Raw genomic sequence first — 15,263 nt, 5'->3', positions numbered from 1 at the left:
ACCGACCGGCGATTGCATGTCTAGGAAGGTGCGCCATGGCGAACGCGAGCCCACAGGGCGGAGGCCGGACCAGCGTCTGGCTTCAGGACAAGGCGCGCCGGAGCGGGCGCGGCGGGGGACAGCCGTCGGGGCTCGACCGGGAGCGGATCACCACGGTGTCCGTGCGGCTGCTGGACACGGAGGGCCTGGCCAAGTTCTCGATGCGGCGGCTGGCCGCGGAGCTGAACGTGACCGCGATGTCCGTCTACTGGTACGTCGACACCAAGGACGACCTGCTCGAACTCGCCCTGGACGCGGTCATGGCGGAGATGGAGCTGCCCGACGTGACGGCGGCGGACGAGGACTGGCGCGACCAACTGCGCACGCTGGCCCAGGAGTACCGCACCATGCTGGTCCGCCACCCCTGGGTGTCCCCGCTGGCCGGCCGGTTCCTCAACATCGGCCCCCGCTACCTGGCCTTCGCCCGCACCGTCCAACAGGTCATCCGCAGGACCGGCCTGCCCGTCCACCGCGTCACCGGCGCCATCTCGGCCGTCTTCCAGTTCGTCTACGGCTACGGCACCATCGAGGGCCACTTCCACGCCCGCGTCACCGACACCGGTATGACCCCCGACGAGTACTTCCGCACCGCCCTGGACGAGTTCACCGACCTCCCCGAAGTCGCCGAAGTAGCCCAGGAGTCCACCGAGATCATGCAAGCCCGGGGCGGCGACACGGTCCAGGAAATGATGGACCGAGACTTCACCTTCGCCCTGGAACTCCTGGTGGCGGGCATCGAGGCGATGGTGACAAGGGGGGAGTGACGCCCACGCCCCCCGAGCTACTAGGCGTCCGGCGAAGCCAACCGCGCCGGAAAACCACCCGTGGCAACCGGCCCCCACCGCTCAGGCGTGACCCGAATAATCGACTTCCCCTGCTTGATCATCGCCGCGCGATACTCGTCCCAGTCAGGATGCTCCCCCGCGATGTTCCGGTAGTACTCCACCAACGGCTCCACGGACTCGGGCGAGTCGATGACCTCCGCCGTCCCGTCCACCTGCACCCACGGCCCGTTCCAGTCGTCGCTGAGCACCAGCAGGCTCACCCGCTCGTCCCGCTTCGCGTTACGCGTCTTGGCCCGCTCGGGGTAGGTGGAGACGACGATCCGGCCCGAGTCGTCGACCCCGCAGGTCAGGGGCGAGGCCTGCGGGGAGCCGTCCGCCCGCCGCGTCAGCAGGACGGCCCGGTGCCGGGGTCGTACGAAGTCCAGCAACTCGTCGAGGGATACGGCCTTGTTCGTCGCGATGTTCGGTGCCATGGGCCCACCTTAGGACGCCAGCGCCTCCGCCAGCCCGTCGTACACCGGCACGTCCCGCCGCAGCCCGGTCAGCTCCATGACCCGGCTGCACACCCCCTCGGGATCCGCGGCCACCACGCACCGCACCCCCGGCCGGAGCCGGCGGCGGACGTCCTCGACGAGACGGGCGCCCTGGGAGTCCATGAAGTGCGTGTCGGTCAGGTCGAGGACCAGGAGCCGCAGCCGGTCGTCGCGGGCCTCCACTGCGCTCATGACACGGTCGAACAGCGGCACGGCGTTGGAGAGGTCGATCTCGGGAGGCAGGGAGACAAGGGTGGTGCAGCCGGGCAGGTCACGCAGACCGCGCAGCTCGCACGGACTCGGGAGGAAGGTCATGGCACTCACCTGGTAGACGTTCGTCCGGATTCCGGGTGGCCACTTCCTGACCGTGTCCCCACCATTCCACCACGGGCGCGGGGGCGGCCGGAAGGGCGTCCCGGCTTGGTCGACCGAACGTCACTTGGAGGCAACGGAGCAGATAAAGTGCTGTCCGTCCTGTGCTCGCAGTCGGGAATGTGCTGCGGAGCTCTCCTGCGCACGGTCTGTGACCGTGCATGCCGAAGAGGTTCGTGGTGGCTGCGTCCGAGTTTCCTGATTTGCCCCTTTTTCCTGCCGGTTTCGATCTGGCGGAAGCGCTGACGGTGGCAGCTCAGCAACTGCACGACACGGTCACCCCGCAGAGCACCCTGCGCACCGCGGTCCGTCTCGCGGTGCACCTCCTGCCCGGCGCCGACCATGCCGGCATCTCGGTGATCGAACGCCCCCACCACCGCCGTACGGTCGCCTGGACCGATGAGGTCGTGCGGTCGGCCGAGTCCGGGCACACGGACCGCGAACGGCCCCCGTACTGGGACGACCTGTGGACCGCGCCCGTCGTACGCGTGGCGGACAGCGAGGCCGACGACGGCGGGCGGGTGCTGTCGGAGGTGGGCCTGCGCTCGGCGCTGTCGTTGCGGCTGCGCGCCGACCGCCGCCGGCTGACCGTGCTCACCGCGTACGCCCACAAGCCGCGCGTCTTCGACGAGGCGGCCACCCGGGTCGGCCGGCTGTTCACCGCGCACGTCAGCCTCGCCCTGGACTCGGCCACCGTACGGGAGCAGCTGACGGAGGCCATGCGGACCCGGGACCTGATCGGGCAGGCCACCGGGATCCTGATGGAGCGGATGACCATGGACGCGGCGGAGGCCTTCGATTCCCTGGTGAAGGCCTCGCAGCGGGAGAACATCAAGCTGCGCGACCTCGCCCGCCGCATCGTCGATGCGAACAACGCCACATGAGCCGATGCGAACAACGCCACATGACGGGACGGACCGCCCAGGGCGTTAACGGGCGTTGACGGGATATCCGTACGGTCATGAGCCCTGACACGTCCGACACGCTGGAAATGGCCATCGTGCGCAGCAGCGGCCTCGACACGCTGTTGCGCGACCTCACCGACCGCGCGGTGCAGGCGGTGCCCGGAGCGGCCGCGTGCAGCATCACGGTGCGTCGCGCCGACCGGCTGCTGACCCTGGCCGGCAGTCGCGGCCTGCCCAGCGGCCTCGACATGCGCCAGTACGAGAACGGCTCGGGGCCGTGCGTGGAGGCCGCCGCGACCGACGCCGAGCAGTACGCCCCCGACCTGGCCGCGGAGACCCGCTGGCCCGCGTACACGTCGTACGCGCTCTCCGTCGGGGTGCGCAGTGTGCTGGCGGTGCCGATCGAGGTGGAGGGCGAGAGAGGCGCCGCGCTCAACCTCTACGGCGTGGAGCCCGACGCGCTGGGCCGGGGCCGGGACGCGGCCCGCGCGTTCGCGGTCCGCGCGGCCGACGCGATCAACGTGGCGCTGCGCGTCGAACGCCGCCGCGAGTCCACCGCCGACGTGCGCACCGCCCTGCTCTCCCGCAGCGTCATCGACCAGGCGATCGGCATCCTGATGGCCCGCGAGCGGATCGACGCCCGGATCGCCCTGGACCGGCTGCGCCGCGTCTCCCAGGACCGCAACGTCAAACTCCGCGACCTGTGCACCGACCTGGTGGCCCGGGTGAGCGGTGCCGATCGCCCGACGGACGCGCGCAACGGCCGTAACTGAGGGCGGGGCGCGGTGGGTTCGCGCGGACGCCTGCGAAGGTCTCCCCCGACCCCCTACCGTTTTCCCATGAGCGCATCGGACCTCGGACCCGAGGACCAGTGGCCGCTGCCGCCCGCCTGGATGTGGGACTGCGCCGAGTGCGTCCGCCGCTACGAGGCGATGAAGCACGTCCAGGCCGTCATCGCCGGGCTGACCGCCGAGGACCCCGGCGTCGACTGGGACGTCACCGACAGCATCGTCGGGACGCAGATCAGCCTGAGCCGTCATCTGGCCGACGCGCACCGCGAGGCGCTGCCCGACTACGACCCCTCCTGCCGGACCTGCGCCGAGCACCGGGAGTCCGTGGACAGGAGGGCCCGCAGCAGCCCCGACCTGCTGCGAGGAGCCGCCATGGCGGCCGAGGAGCACCGCGCCCGCCACCTGTTCGCCCCGCCCCGCATCGTCGGGCTGATGTGAGCGGGCCGGGGGCCCTCAGCCCTGCGGCAGCGACTCCCCCTGTACGGCCTGGATGTCCAGCTCCACCCTGAGGGTCGTCCCGATGGCGGCGATGCCGGCCTGGACGACCTGGTTGTAGTTCATGGCGAAGTCCTCCCGGTGCAGTTCGGCCGTGGCCCGGAAGGCCGCCCGCGTGCCGCCCCAGGGATCCGCGCCCGTGCCCAGGTAGGCGAGGTCCAGGTCGACCGGCCGCACCACGCCGTGCAGGCTCAGCTCGCCGTGCACGGTCCAGCGGTCGGACCCGGCCGGGGTGAGCCCCGTGGACCGGTAGGTCAGCTCCGGGAACCGCTCGACGTCCAGGAAGTCCGCCGACCTCAGGTGGGTGTCCCGCATGCCGTTGCCGGTGTCGATGGACGCGGCCCGGATCACCGCCTCCACCCGGGACTTGGCCACGTCGTCCGGCGCCACCTCGATCGCCCCGGAGAACTCCGTGAACCGGCCCCGCACACTGGAGATCCCCAGATGCTGGGCGACCGCGGCCACGCTGGAATGTGCCGGGTCGATCGTCCAGGGCCCTGGCGGCGGCAGCTCGGTGCCGCCCTGCCGGGCCAGGGTCACCGTCCCGACCTCGGCCCGCCCGCTCGCGGTGACGATCGCGCTGGCGGCGGCCGGCGCGTACCCGACGGCCGTGACGATCACCGTGTACGCCCCCGGCACCAGCACGGTCTCGTCCCGCACGGCCCCCTCACCGTCCGCCTCGGCCCGCAGCACCTGCGCGCCCGTCATGTCGGTCACCGTGACGACCGCGTGCGACACGGCCCACCCGTCCCGCGTACGGATCTTCGCGGTCAGTCCCATCTCGTTAACTCCTCACATGAAACCGGCCCGTGGCGGCTCGCACGCCTCCGCTCAGAGCGCGCGCCCACCGCCACGGGCCGGGGCTTGAACTACTCGCTGTGGTGGGCGAGTTCGATGTCGTGGTCGTCGGTTCCGCGGCCGTCGACCGTCAGTGCCGTCGCCACCGGCGGGTAGCCGGTCGCGATGACCGTGTAGTCGCCGCCGTCCAGGTCGGTGAAGGCGTACGCCCCGTCGGGACCCGTGGTGGCGGTGCCGACCACGTTGCCCGCGGCGTCGACCAGGGTCACCCGGGCGTCACCGAGGGGACCGTGCGGTGCCCGTACGACACCCTGGAGGTGCGCGCCGGCGTCGAGATCGACCTCGATCCGGGTCACCCCGGTCCCGCCGACCTCGACGGGCAGCGCCCGCGGCCGGAACCCGGCGGCGTTGACGGCGACGGTCACCGGACCCGGCACCAGCTCGGCGAAGGCGAACTCGCCCTGCTCACCGGTGGATCCGCTGGCCAGCAGGTCCCCGCGCACATCGGTGACGACGACCATGGCGCCCTTGACGGCCTCCCCGCCCAGAGCGGCCCGCACGAGACCGTTCAGCCCGCTGGTGCCGCTGAGCAGGATGTCGTACGACACCGGCTCCTCGCCGACCACGACGGTGGACGCCTGCGGCTGGAACCCGTCGGCGGAGGCGATCAGGACGTAGGAGCCCGCTCCGGGGACGCTCAGCGCGTAGGACCCGTCGGCCTGCGCGACCGCGCGGCCCAACTGCCGTCCGCCCAGCGAGATCAGCGTGACCGCCGCCCGCGGCACCGGCGCGCTCTCCGCGCCCCGCACGAAGCCGTGCACGGGGACACCGCCGGAGCCGGCGGCCTCCTCGGGCCGGGCGATGGTGGCCACGGCCGAAAGCCGCTGCGTGCCCTCGGCACCGGTGTCGGCGGTCTCCGTGGTCTCCGTGACGGACTCGGCGACGGCCCAGCTCGGGACGTGCTGTCCGGCGGGAGCCTGTACGGCAGCGACAGCGGCGGCCTCGGCCGGGGCCGGGTTCTCCTGCTCCGCGCTCTGCGCCAGCGCGCCCTTGGTCTTCAGCGGAACCTCCTTGATGAACAGCGTGATGAGGAAGGCGACGGCGGCCAGGCACCCGGCGATCAGGAACACGTCCGCGATGCCGTGGCCGTACGCGCTCTCCATGACCGTGCGCAGCGGCGCCGGCAGCTTGCCCATGTCCGGGATCTCGCCGGTGGAGCTCGAACCGGAGGCGAGGGAGGCGTACTTGGGGCCGAGACCGGCGATGCCGTCCTGGGCGTAGTCGGTGATGCGGTGGGCCATGACGGCACCGAGCGCCGAGACGCCCATCGCACCGCCGAGGGACCGGAAGAAGGTGACCGTGGAGCTGGCCGAGCCGAGGTCGGCGGGGGCGACCTGGTTCTGCGTGGACAGCACCAGGTTCTGCATCATCATGCCGATGCCGAGACCGAGCAGGCCCATGAAGACCGCGATCTTCCAGTACGGGGTGTCGTACCGGATGGTCCCCAGCAGCCCGAGACCCGCCGTGATGAGCACGCCACCGCTGACCAGCCAGGCCTTCCAGCGCCCGGTGCGGGTGATGAACTGCCCCGAGACGGTCGAGGAGACGAACAGTCCGGCGATCATCGGGATCGTCAGGACACCGGACATGGTCGGGGACTTGTCCCGGGCCAGCTGGAAGTACTGGGCGAAGAAGACCGTGCCGGAGAACATCGCGACGCCCACGAACATCGAGGCGAGCGAGGACAGCGTGATGGTGCGGTTGCGGAACAGCCGCAGCGGGATGATCGGCTCACTGGCCTTGGACTCGACCAGCACGAAGATCAGGCCGAGCAGGACCGAGCCGCCGATCATCGAGTAGGTCTGCCAGGACAGCCAGTCGTACTTGTCACCGGCGAAGGTGACCCACACCAGCAGCAGCGAGACCGCGGCGGAGATGAAGAACGCGCCGGCCCAGTCGACCTTGACCTGACGCCTGACGACCGGCAGGTGCAGGGTCTTCTGCAGCACGATCAGCGCGATCACCGCGAAGGGCACGCCGACGTAGAAGCACCAGCGCCAGCCCAGCCAGCTGGTGTCGGTGATGACACCGCCGAGCAGCGGGCCGCCGACGGTGGCGACGGCGAAGGTCGCGCCGAGGTAGCCGGAGTAACGGCCGCGCTCACGCGGGGAGATCATCGCCGCCATCACGATCTGCGCGAGGGCGGACAGACCGCCGACGCCGATGCCCTGCACGACACGGAAGCCGATCAGGGTGCCGGCGTTGTGCGACAGACCGGCGGCCGCCGAACCGAGCACGTAGATGACGAGCGCTATCTGGACGAGCGCCTTCTTGCTGTACAGGTCGGCGAGCTTGCCCCACAGCGGGGTGGACGCGGTCATCGACAGGAGGGCGGCGGTGACGACCCAGGTGTAGGCGGACTGGCCGCCGCCGAGGTCACCGATGATCTCCGGGAGGGCGTTCGAGACGATCGTGGACGACAGGATCGCCACGAACATCCCGAGCAGTAGCCCGGAGAGCGCTTCCATGATCTGCCGGTGCGTCATCGGGGCGCCGTCGGCGGAGGGCCCTCCCGAATGCCTGGCGTGGGCCCGCACACCGGCCGGTGTGGTCGTTGCCATGAAGCTTCCTTCTCTTACTGGGTGGTCGCGGGTGTACGGGGGGACGGTTCGAGAACGGGGGATGCGGGGGGCCGCGGCTCCGTGTCGGCGGGGAGCGGCGCGGGCAGAGTGCGGGAGTCGTCGAAGCTCGCCCGCAGCCGCGCCATGAGCGCGGTCAGCTGGGCCACCTCCTCCTCGCTCCAGTCGCCGAGCCGCTCGGCCAGCAGCCGGCAGGTCCGCCGGGACAGCTCCTCCAGCTGCGCCCGGCCCGCGGGCGTCAGGCGCAGGATGCGGGAGCGCTTGTCCGCAGGGTCGGGGGAGCGCTGGAGCCAGCCCCGCTCGGCGACATGGGCCACATGGCGGCTGGTGACCGACATGTCCACGGCGAGCAGCTCGGCGAGCTTGCTCATGCGCATGTCTCCGTGACGCCCCAGCAGGGTCAGCACGGCACCGGAACCGCTCGGACAGTCGGACGGCATGATCCGTCCCAACTCCCGCTTCACGGCGCCGAAGGCACTGAACTGGCGGACCAGCTCTTCGTACTGCGCCTGCTCGGCCATCACACCTCCCGGATTCGTTGCTCAGGGCAACCATAGAAGCGGTTGGTTGCTACAGGCAAATAAAAAGGCGGGGGTCGCGGCTCAAAACTTGGCAAAGGCAAGTATTGCGACCGTAAATATGCAGGTCGGGGGATGTGGTACGGAGCGCGGACCCCCACTTGGGTCACACCCCCGGATTCGCTAGGGTCTCGGGGCATGGCTAACACCCAGGGCCCCCAGGGCACCAACGACCCCGCAGGCAGCACCCAGATGTTCCGCGCGTTCGTCGACGAGGCCCCTCAGGCCCGTCAGCAGCAGGCCGTCGCCTCCGGCGGTCCGCGTCTCGGCCTGATCATCGGCGTGGTCGTCGCGGTGGCGGTCGTCGCGGCCGTGGCCTGGCTCGCGCTGAAGTAACCCCGCCGGCCACTCCTACCTCCACCGGACGGACACGTCCCGCGTCTCGATGCGCATGCCCAGAGGCACGCGCCATGCGTCGACGCACACCGTCCAGGTCTTCTCCTCCCGCGCCCCGGCCCCGATCGGCGCGGGAAGTTCCTCGGTGGACTCGACCGTCGCCCAGTCGACGCCGAGTGCGCCGATGACGTGCGTCCCGAAGGTCACCGTGCCCGAACGCACCGCGGATCCCCCCGTGTTGTGAAAGCCGAGCGTCACGTCCTCGCACCGGCGCTCGTCCGTCGCCGTCCGCACGGGGTCGCCCACGACGAGGACGGCGGGACCGGCCGCGGGCGTCGGCGAGTCCGACGGATCCGCCGTCGTACGACCGGACTCGGCGCCGTCGGCCGACGGCGAGCCCGGGCCGGTGCCGGTTCTGGGGCCGAGGTCCGGACCACTGCTCGGTCCCGGCTCCTGGACGCTCCGGGAAGTGCCGCTCCCGCCGGGCGAGTTGCCCGCACCCCGCTCAGGCCGCGGCGGCCGGGACGACGCGGAAGGTGTCCCGTCGAGCGGCACCAACCGCACACCCCCGGTCGGTGCCACCGTACCGGGAGCGCGGGGCGGGCCGCCCGCCGCGCCCGTGGCGGTGTATCCGCCGCCGGATCCGCCCGCGCAGCCGGCCAGGACCCCGCCCAGACAGACGACCGCCGCCGACGCGCCGATGAAGGCGCCCCGACGGCCGGATGTCCGTGTCGTCGACCTCGGTGATCGAAGCATCGCGCCATGGTGGCTGACGCCCCGTCAATTCGGAACCCCCGTGCGGGGATCCGGTCAGTCGGAGATGAGCCCTTCCCGCAGCTGGGCCAGCGTGCGGGTGAGCAGCCGCGAGACGTGCATCTGGGAGATGCCGACCTCCTCGCCGATCTGCGACTGGGTCATGTTGGCGAAGAAGCGCAGCATGATGATCTGCCGCTCACGGGGCGGCAGCTTGGCCAGCAGCGGCTTCAGCGACTCCCGGTACTCCACGCCCTCCAGCGCGGTGTCCTCGTAGCCGAGGCGGTCCGCGAGGGAGCCCTCGCCGCCGTCGTCCTCCGGGGCCGGGGAGTCCAGCGAGGAGGCGGTGTAGGCGTTGCCGACCGCGAGGCCGTCGACGACGTCCTCCTCGGACACGCCCAGCACCGCGGCGAGTTCGGCCACCGTGGGGGAGCGGTCGAGCTTCTGGGAGAGCTCGTCGCTGGCCTTGGTGAGCGCCAGCCGCAGTTCCTGCAGGCGGCGCGGGACGCGCACCGACCACGAGGTGTCGCGGAAGAACCGCTTGATCTCGCCGACCACCGTCGGCATCGCGAACGTCGGGAACTCCACGCCCCGTTCGCAGTCGAAGCGGTCGATCGCCTTGATCAGGCCGATGGTGCCGACCTGGACGATGTCCTCCATCGGCTCGTTCCGTGAGCGGAAGCGGGCCGCCGCGTAGCGGACGAGCGGGAGGTTCAGCTCGATGAGGGTGTCCCGGACGTAGGCACGCTCGGGGCTGTTCTCGTCGAGTGCGGCGAGCCGCAGGAACAGGGAGCGGGACAGGGTGCGGGTGTCGATGGCTCCCGAGGTCGGGAGGGCCGGGGCCGTAGCGGCCTCAACGGCCGTAACGTCGTCGAGCGCGGGCGCAGCCTCGCTCTTCGTGAGCGTGAGCACCTTCGAGCTGCCCTGGTCTGCGGACATGCCACCCCCTTTGGGTCGCGAGGACGGTCGCGGCGAACGCCCCATGGAGGAACGATGCCTTCACCTGAATACCGGAGCCGAAGCCCCGGCAAACGCGCTTCCCGCAGAATGTCACATGTCGGCAACACGCTGTAGTGACATGTCGACATGCGAGACGTGAATACGCCCTGGATGAAGGGGGTCTGACGGTTTTTCGGCGCAGAAATGCAGAGATCAGCGCCGGTGAGCGATTCGCTCGCGCCGGTGATACCTCGCTCGCGCTTGCGATCTGCGGTGTTCCCGAGCGTGCGCCCTGTGCGCCTCTTATGCCTCGATCCGATTGGCCGATCGCAGCCGCTGGAAGCTACGCGCGAGTAGCCGTGAGACGTGCATCTGGGAGACGCCGAGTTCCGCGCTGATCTGTGACTGGGTGAGATTGCTGTAGTACCGCAGCAGCAGAATTCGCTGTTCCCGTTCCGGGAGCTGGACCAGCAGATGCCGGACCAGGTCGCGGTGCTCCACGCCGTCCAGCGCCGGGTCCTCGTAGCCGAGCCGGTCGAGGAGCCCCGGCAGCCCGTCACCCTCCTGCGCGGCCTCCAGCGAGGTGGCGTGGTACGACCGCCCGGCCTCGATGCAGGACAGCACCTCCTCCTCGGAGATGCGCAGCCGCTCGGCGATCTCGGCGGTCGTCGGAGTGCGCCCGAAGGCGGTTGTCAGGTCCTCGGTGGCGCCGTTGACCTGCACCCACAGCTCGTGCAGCCGGCGCGGTACGTGGACCGTGCGGACGTTGTCCCGGAAGTACCGCTTGATCTCGCCGATGACGGTCGGCATGGCGAAGGTCGGGAACTGCACCCCGCGGTCCGCGTCGAAGCGGTCGATGGCGTTGATCAGCCCGATGGTGCCGACCTGGACGACGTCCTCCATCGGCTCGTTGCGGGAGCGGAAGCGGGCCGCCGCGTAGCGCACGAGCGGGAGGTTGGCCTCGATGAGGGCCCCGCGCACCCGGTTGTGCTCCGGGGTGCCCGGCTGCAGGCCCTTGAGCTGCGCGAAGAGCACCTGGGTGAGGGCCCGGGTGTCGGCGCCTCGGCTGCGTTGGGGAGTGGCTGCCGCAACCTCTTGGGGCGGCGCAGTACTGGCCGACACGGTCAACGCCACCTCTTCATCGGTCATTCATCGGTCAACTCATCCGTCAAAAGCGGTCATAGCATCACAAGACATGTGCACTGTGTGCAAGCACCGCATAATTGCGTGTTACGCCGTGTTGGGGAGCAAGTGGGGTGACGAGTTGGGTCATAGGACGCGGAAGAGCCCCCCGCCGTTCCCGGCAGGGGGCTCGCGGGCGAGGCCCTCAGAACTCGTAGTCGGCGACCACCCAGGTGGCGAACTCCCGCCACAGGGCGACGCCCTCCTGATGGGCCGGATGCTCGATGTACCGCTTCAGGGCATCGGTGTCCTCGACCGCCGAGTTGATGGCGAAGTCGTACGCGATGGGCCGCTCGCTGATGTTCCAGCCGAGTTCCCAGAACCGCAGCTCCTCGATCTGTTCACCGAGGGCCCGGAAGGCCGCTTCCCCCGCCACGACCCGTGGGTCGTCGCGCTCGACACCCTCGTTGAGCTTGAACAGGACGAGGTGGCGGATCATCTGCACTCCCTGGTTGCCGCACGGCTGCCGCGCCGCCGCTGCGCCCCGTCGGCTACTTCGCCCCGTCGGCCAGCCAGGTGAAGAAGTCGCCGATGGACTTGGCGGCGTCCGATATGCCCTCGAACCCTATCTGCACGTAGTCCGCGGCCTTGGCCGGGTCCGTGATGATCACGTAGAGCACGAAGACCACGAGCACATAGACGGCGATCTTCTTCGCGTTCACCGCCATCGCGGCCTCCCCTTGTCTCCCCTGTCACAAATGCGCCAACGAGCGCACATGATCGCACGAAGGGGTCGGTCTGACGACGGGGGCGATGTGTGAACCGTGCGGGGGGTCTCGTCCGATGAGGGGGTGAGCGCCGGTCCACAGGGGGCACGGGGCGGCAGCGGAAGAGGAGAAGACCGATGCTGACATGGATGACCTTGGGACTCGTGGCCGTCATCACCGTGCTGTACGTGCAGGCCCTGCTCGACTGCGTCCGCACCCCGGCGGCGCAGGTCCGCTACGTACCGAAGCTGCTGTGGCTGCTCTTCCTCCTCCACGCCCCCATCCTCGGTGCCCTCGTCTGGACCTACTTCGGCAAGCGGCCCGAGGGAGCGGGCGAGGTGTCGTCGCTGTCACCGGCCTGACGCCACCGGCGGCGAGGGCGGCCGGGTCGTGGTGGCGGCCCCGCCCACCCGGGCCTCGAAGCACTCCTGCCCGCCGCCCGCCGACGCGGGCCGGAAGCAGGCCCGGACGGTGCTGCCGGTGCGGACCTCGGTCATCTCGGTGTAGACGAAGGTCGCCGCGTCGTCCTCGTTCCTGATGCGCACGCCGTGGGTCGGGCCGCCCGCCGTGACGTCCAGCCGGTCGCCGACCTCGGTCCCCCAGGCCCGCACCCAGCTCGCACCGCACTTCTCGCTGTGCCGCAGCTCGACGTGGGCGCCGGTGGCCGTGCGGTACGAGGCGAGCGTGGCGGGGCCGATCCCGCAGATCAGACGCATCGGGTCCCGGCCCTCGCAGGCCGCCCCGTGGCACTGGGGAGCGAGGGAGAACGGGACGGGCCCCGGTCGCGGCCCGGCCTCCCGGGCCTCCGAGTCCGGCAGCAGGACGAACAGCAGGGCGGCGGTACCGCCGACGATCACGGTGTACGCCGACGCCAGCACCACCAGGAGCCTGCTCCCGCCGAGCCGCCGCAGCCCGGCCCCGGCGGACGGCGGAGCCTCCTGAGGACGTGGCCGCGGCGACTCGTCCGTGGGCGGGGTGGGCGCGGCCGGGGTGGGCGCGGGGGCCGCGCGTCCGCTCCAGTGCGACTCGGCGATCTCCCACAGGGCCAGCAGCCGCCCGTCCGGTTCGCCCGCGAGCCGGCACAGTTCGCGTACGGCCTGGCGAGGGGGCAGGCTCTTGCCGTTGAGGTAACGCTCCCACGAGGACTTGCTGTACGGCGTCCGCTCCGCCAGCGCCGCCAGGCTCAGCCCCGCACCGGCCCGCAGCTCCCGCAGCGCCGCGAACAGCGGGGTGTGTTCCGGTCTCACGTCGGATCCGCCTCCCGCAGGGCCTGCCAGGTCGGCGGGTCGATGACGCCGTTCACGATCAGGCCGTTCCGTTTCTGCAGGCGCTCGACCGCGCGCCGGGTCTTCGGGCCGAAGACGCCGTCGATCTCCCCGGGCGGACTGCCCGCCCGGCGCAGCAGGCACTGCGCCTCGGCCACTTCGAGCCCGATGTGGGTGTTGGACAGCAGGAGGTCCCGGGTCCGGCTCAGGCCCGCGTACCAGCGGCCGTCGCGCTGCTGGAGCCGGCAGGTGTAGATGACCGGCACCAGGGACGCCGACACGGTGGCCGGGGCCGTCGGGACGGTGTCGCCGCGGTCGCGCGCGAGCTGGGCACGGGCCTCGGTGAGCCGCACGGCCAGCACGAACACCGCGGAGACCGACAGCACGGTGACCACGGACCCCACCGCGACCGCGACGCGCAGGCGACGCCTGTACCGCTGCCGCTCCACCGGGCCGTCCGCCGGTGTCGCGGCGGGATTCCCGGCGGCGTCGGTGGTGACCGTCCGTCCCTCCGCCCAGTGGTGGGCGGCGATCTCGTGCAGCGCCAGCAGCCGGTCCGGATCGTCGCCGCCGACGCGGGCCATCGCCTCGACGGCCTCCCGCGGCGGCAGCGACCTGCCGTTCAGATAGCGCTGCCACGACTTCGCGCTGTACCCGGTCTTCGCGGCCAGTTGCCGTGTGCTCAGTTCGCTGTGGTCCTTCAGCCTGCGCAGTCGCACGACCAGTTGGTGGACGTGTGGATGCAGTTCTGCGGGCAGTGCCTTCCAGCGCGACACGCTTCCCCCACTCGCGTTCGGGACCGCAAGGCCCGGCCCCCGTGCCCCGGCCTCATTGTGCATCAGCCGTCACAGAGATCACAGAGCAGGCATCCCGCCCGCGTACGAGTCCCGCCGCGGGGACTCGGCGGGTGACATCCGCGCAGGTCAGCTCGTGGGACGTCCCGGGACGAGGCCACTTCCTCGGCACCTGTGGCCGGACAACTCGCCGAACCCGCAGTCTCGTTGCGGAGCCGGCCGCCGTGGTCGGCTCCGCTCGTGCCACCTCACTCAGGAGTGCTCCCATGAAGCTGAACAGAAAGACGGCGGCGACCCTGTTCACCGTCGGCCTGGCCGCGACCGCGATCCCGCTGACGGCCCCGTCCGCCTCCGCCAGCAGCATGCACGGCTGCTCGTACCCGAGGGTGTGTGTCTACGACGACGCCTACTCCGGAGGCAACCCCTACGGCTGGTACCAGGACACCACCTACCAGTCCATCCTCGGCGGCGGGAACCGGGTGGTGGCGGTCGTCAACACCCGTAACGACGACTCGGTCTGGCTGATCGACCAGGGCGCCTCCCCGGACGCGTACATCTGCATCCCCGCGAACACCCCCGCCAACCTCGGCAACTACACGCACCCCGGCGGCGACAGCTGGGCGTTCGAAGCCGACGCCATCAAGATCTGGAGCGACGACGGGAAGTGCAGCGGCACCAACCAGGTACGACAGGGCCGCATCAATGACGGCTGGCGCCCCTGACACCCCGAAGACACACGAAGGGTCCGGCTCGATGAGCCGGACCCTTCGTCCAGTGCGGTAGCGGAGGGATTTGAACCCTCGGTGACTTGCGCCACACTCGCTTTCGAGGCGAGCTCCTTCGGCCGCTCGGACACGCTACCGAGGGAGACTTTACAGCACGCCGGGGCGTGGTTTGAAATCGGTATGCGGGGCCGTCAGCGGCTTCGGAAGAAGTCGGTGAGAAGCCGGGCGCACTCCTCGGCGAGCACGCCCTCGACGACCTCGGGCCGGTGGTTGAGCCGCCGGTCGCGGACGACGTCCCACAGGGAGCCGGCCGCGCCCGCCTTGTCGTCCCGGGCGCCGTAGACGACGCGGTCGACCCGGGACTGCACGAGGGCGCCCGCGCACATCGTGCAGGGCTCCAGCGTCACGACCAGCGTGCAGCCGGTCAGCCGCCAGGCGCCGAGCTCGGTGGCGGCACGGCGGATCGCGAGGACCTCGGCGTGACCGGTCGGATCGCCGGTGGCCTCGCGTTCGTTGTGTCCGGCCCCGAGCACGGTGGTGCCGTCCGGTCCCAGGACGACGGCTCCCACGGGCACGTCCGGGCCGGCCCGTCCGGCCTCGTCCAGGGCGAGCCGCATCGCGGCCCGC

At 71.0% G+C, this 15,263-nt stretch carries 20 protein-coding genes and 1 tRNA gene; 7 read left to right on the top strand and 14 right to left on the bottom strand.

Going from position 1 to position 15,263, the window contains the following annotated elements; all coding sequences use genetic code 11:
• The first annotated feature begins 35 nt into the window (after positions 1 to 35).
• Positions 36 to 803, top strand: a complete 768-nt coding sequence (locus K4B79_RS17865) for a TetR/AcrR family transcriptional regulator (protein WP_232027691.1) — start codon at positions 36 to 38, stop codon at positions 801 to 803.
• A 20-nt stretch (positions 804 to 823) separates the two neighbouring features.
• Here the strand turns inward: K4B79_RS17865 and K4B79_RS17860 are convergent, their stop codons facing one another.
• Both K4B79_RS17860 and K4B79_RS17855 read right to left on the bottom strand, forming a co-directional pair.
• Positions 824 to 1,297 carry a PPOX class F420-dependent oxidoreductase gene (locus K4B79_RS17860; protein ID WP_232027690.1) on the bottom strand — a complete coding sequence of 158 codons (474 nt, stop codon included), beginning with the start codon at positions 1,295 to 1,297 and terminating at the stop codon, positions 824 to 826.
• Positions 1,298 to 1,306: 9 nt separating this feature from the next.
• Complete coding sequence (locus tag K4B79_RS17855; RefSeq protein WP_232027689.1) at positions 1,307 to 1,672, bottom strand: STAS domain-containing protein; 366 nt, start codon at positions 1,670 to 1,672, stop codon at positions 1,307 to 1,309.
• A 218-nt stretch (positions 1,673 to 1,890) separates the two neighbouring features.
• On the opposite strand from K4B79_RS17855, the gene K4B79_RS17850 reads away from it, so the two are divergent.
• The 3 genes from K4B79_RS17850 to K4B79_RS17840 all read left to right on the top strand — a co-directional run bounded on the left by K4B79_RS17850 (position 1,891) and on the right by K4B79_RS17840 (position 3,863).
• A complete protein-coding gene (locus tag K4B79_RS17850; protein WP_232027688.1) occupies positions 1,891 to 2,613 on the top strand; it encodes an ANTAR domain-containing protein in 723 nt (240 codons plus the stop codon).
• Between the two features lie 77 nt (positions 2,614 to 2,690).
• Complete coding sequence (locus K4B79_RS17845) at positions 2,691 to 3,407, top strand: GAF and ANTAR domain-containing protein (RefSeq protein WP_232027687.1); 717 nt, start codon at positions 2,691 to 2,693, stop codon at positions 3,405 to 3,407.
• Between the two features lie 66 nt (positions 3,408 to 3,473).
• Positions 3,474 to 3,863, top strand: a complete 390-nt coding sequence (locus K4B79_RS17840) for a hypothetical protein (protein WP_232027686.1) — start codon at positions 3,474 to 3,476, stop codon at positions 3,861 to 3,863.
• Between the two features lie 15 nt (positions 3,864 to 3,878).
• Here the strand turns inward: K4B79_RS17840 and K4B79_RS17835 are convergent, their stop codons facing one another.
• From K4B79_RS17835 to K4B79_RS17825, 3 genes are all read right to left on the bottom strand, one after another.
• A complete protein-coding gene (locus tag K4B79_RS17835; protein WP_232027685.1) occupies positions 3,879 to 4,700 on the bottom strand; it encodes a YceI family protein in 822 nt (273 codons plus the stop codon).
• A gap of 89 nt (positions 4,701 to 4,789) precedes the next feature.
• Positions 4,790 to 7,339: an MFS transporter gene (locus K4B79_RS17830; RefSeq protein WP_232027684.1), complete on the bottom strand. Its 2,550-nt coding sequence runs from the start codon at positions 7,337 to 7,339 to the stop codon at positions 4,790 to 4,792.
• A 14-nt stretch (positions 7,340 to 7,353) separates the two neighbouring features.
• A complete protein-coding gene (locus tag K4B79_RS17825; protein WP_232027682.1) occupies positions 7,354 to 7,878 on the bottom strand; it encodes a MarR family winged helix-turn-helix transcriptional regulator in 525 nt (174 codons plus the stop codon).
• A gap of 195 nt (positions 7,879 to 8,073) precedes the next feature.
• Between K4B79_RS17825 and K4B79_RS17820 the strand changes: the two genes are divergently transcribed.
• A complete protein-coding gene (locus K4B79_RS17820; RefSeq protein ID WP_232027681.1) occupies positions 8,074 to 8,271 on the top strand; it encodes a hypothetical protein in 198 nt (65 codons plus the stop codon).
• A 15-nt stretch (positions 8,272 to 8,286) separates the two neighbouring features.
• On the opposite strand, the gene K4B79_RS17815 is transcribed toward K4B79_RS17820, so the two are convergent.
• The 5 genes from K4B79_RS17815 to K4B79_RS17795 all read right to left on the bottom strand — a co-directional run bounded on the left by K4B79_RS17815 (position 8,287) and on the right by K4B79_RS17795 (position 11,813).
• Complete coding sequence (locus tag K4B79_RS17815) at positions 8,287 to 9,027, bottom strand: hypothetical protein (protein ID WP_232027680.1); 741 nt, start codon at positions 9,025 to 9,027, stop codon at positions 8,287 to 8,289.
• 54 nt (positions 9,028 to 9,081) lie between these two features.
• Complete coding sequence (locus tag K4B79_RS17810; protein WP_232027679.1) at positions 9,082 to 9,963, bottom strand: RNA polymerase sigma factor SigF; 882 nt, start codon at positions 9,961 to 9,963, stop codon at positions 9,082 to 9,084.
• A 303-nt stretch (positions 9,964 to 10,266) separates the two neighbouring features.
• Positions 10,267 to 11,112, bottom strand: a complete 846-nt coding sequence (locus K4B79_RS17805; RefSeq protein WP_232027678.1) for an RNA polymerase sigma factor SigF — start codon at positions 11,110 to 11,112, stop codon at positions 10,267 to 10,269.
• 178 nt (positions 11,113 to 11,290) lie between these two features.
• Positions 11,291 to 11,584 carry a Dabb family protein gene (locus K4B79_RS17800; protein ID WP_232027677.1) on the bottom strand — a complete coding sequence of 98 codons (294 nt, stop codon included), beginning with the start codon at positions 11,582 to 11,584 and terminating at the stop codon, positions 11,291 to 11,293.
• Positions 11,585 to 11,636: 52 nt separating this feature from the next.
• Positions 11,637 to 11,813, bottom strand: coding sequence for a hypothetical protein (locus tag K4B79_RS17795; protein ID WP_232027676.1), 177 nt, complete (start codon positions 11,811 to 11,813; stop codon positions 11,637 to 11,639).
• Positions 11,814 to 12,001: 188 nt separating this feature from the next.
• On the opposite strand from K4B79_RS17795, the gene K4B79_RS17790 reads away from it, so the two are divergent.
• Entirely contained in the window at positions 12,002 to 12,214 is a 213-nt protein-coding gene (locus tag K4B79_RS17790) for a PLDc N-terminal domain-containing protein (RefSeq protein WP_232027675.1), read from the top strand.
• Here K4B79_RS17790 and K4B79_RS17785 read toward each other — a convergent pair.
• Together K4B79_RS17785 and K4B79_RS17780 are read right to left on the bottom strand one after the other, a co-directional pair.
• A complete protein-coding gene (locus K4B79_RS17785; protein ID WP_232027673.1) occupies positions 12,203 to 13,099 on the bottom strand; it encodes a helix-turn-helix domain-containing protein in 897 nt (298 codons plus the stop codon). The two genes, K4B79_RS17790 and K4B79_RS17785, sit on opposite strands and share 12 nt — an antisense overlap.
• Positions 13,096 to 13,893 (bottom strand): peptidoglycan-binding protein, encoded by a 798-nt coding sequence (locus K4B79_RS17780; RefSeq protein ID WP_232027671.1) that lies wholly within the window; start codon positions 13,891 to 13,893, stop codon positions 13,096 to 13,098. The genes K4B79_RS17785 and K4B79_RS17780 overlap by 4 nt, the downstream gene beginning before the upstream one ends.
• 284 nt (positions 13,894 to 14,177) lie before the next feature.
• Here K4B79_RS17780 and K4B79_RS17775 point away from each other — a divergent pair, with 284 nt between their 5' ends.
• A complete protein-coding gene (locus K4B79_RS17775; RefSeq protein WP_232027669.1) occupies positions 14,178 to 14,633 on the top strand; it encodes a hypothetical protein in 456 nt (151 codons plus the stop codon).
• Positions 14,634 to 14,688: 55 nt separating this feature from the next.
• On the opposite strand, the gene K4B79_RS17770 is transcribed toward K4B79_RS17775, so the two are convergent.
• Together K4B79_RS17770 and tadA are read right to left on the bottom strand one after the other, a co-directional pair.
• Positions 14,689 to 14,773 (bottom strand) — tRNA-Ser (locus K4B79_RS17770).
• A gap of 54 nt (positions 14,774 to 14,827) precedes the next feature.
• A complete protein-coding gene (gene tadA / locus K4B79_RS17765; protein WP_232027667.1) occupies positions 14,828 to 15,253 on the bottom strand; it encodes a tRNA adenosine(34) deaminase TadA in 426 nt (141 codons plus the stop codon).
• Between the last annotated feature and the right edge of the window lie 10 nt (positions 15,254 to 15,263).

Source organism: Streptomyces lincolnensis (assembly GCF_021173675.1).
Lineage (GTDB): Bacteria > Actinomycetota > Actinomycetes > Streptomycetales > Streptomycetaceae > Streptomyces > Streptomyces lincolnensis_B.
This window is presented reverse-complemented; position numbering and strand designations above follow the sequence as displayed.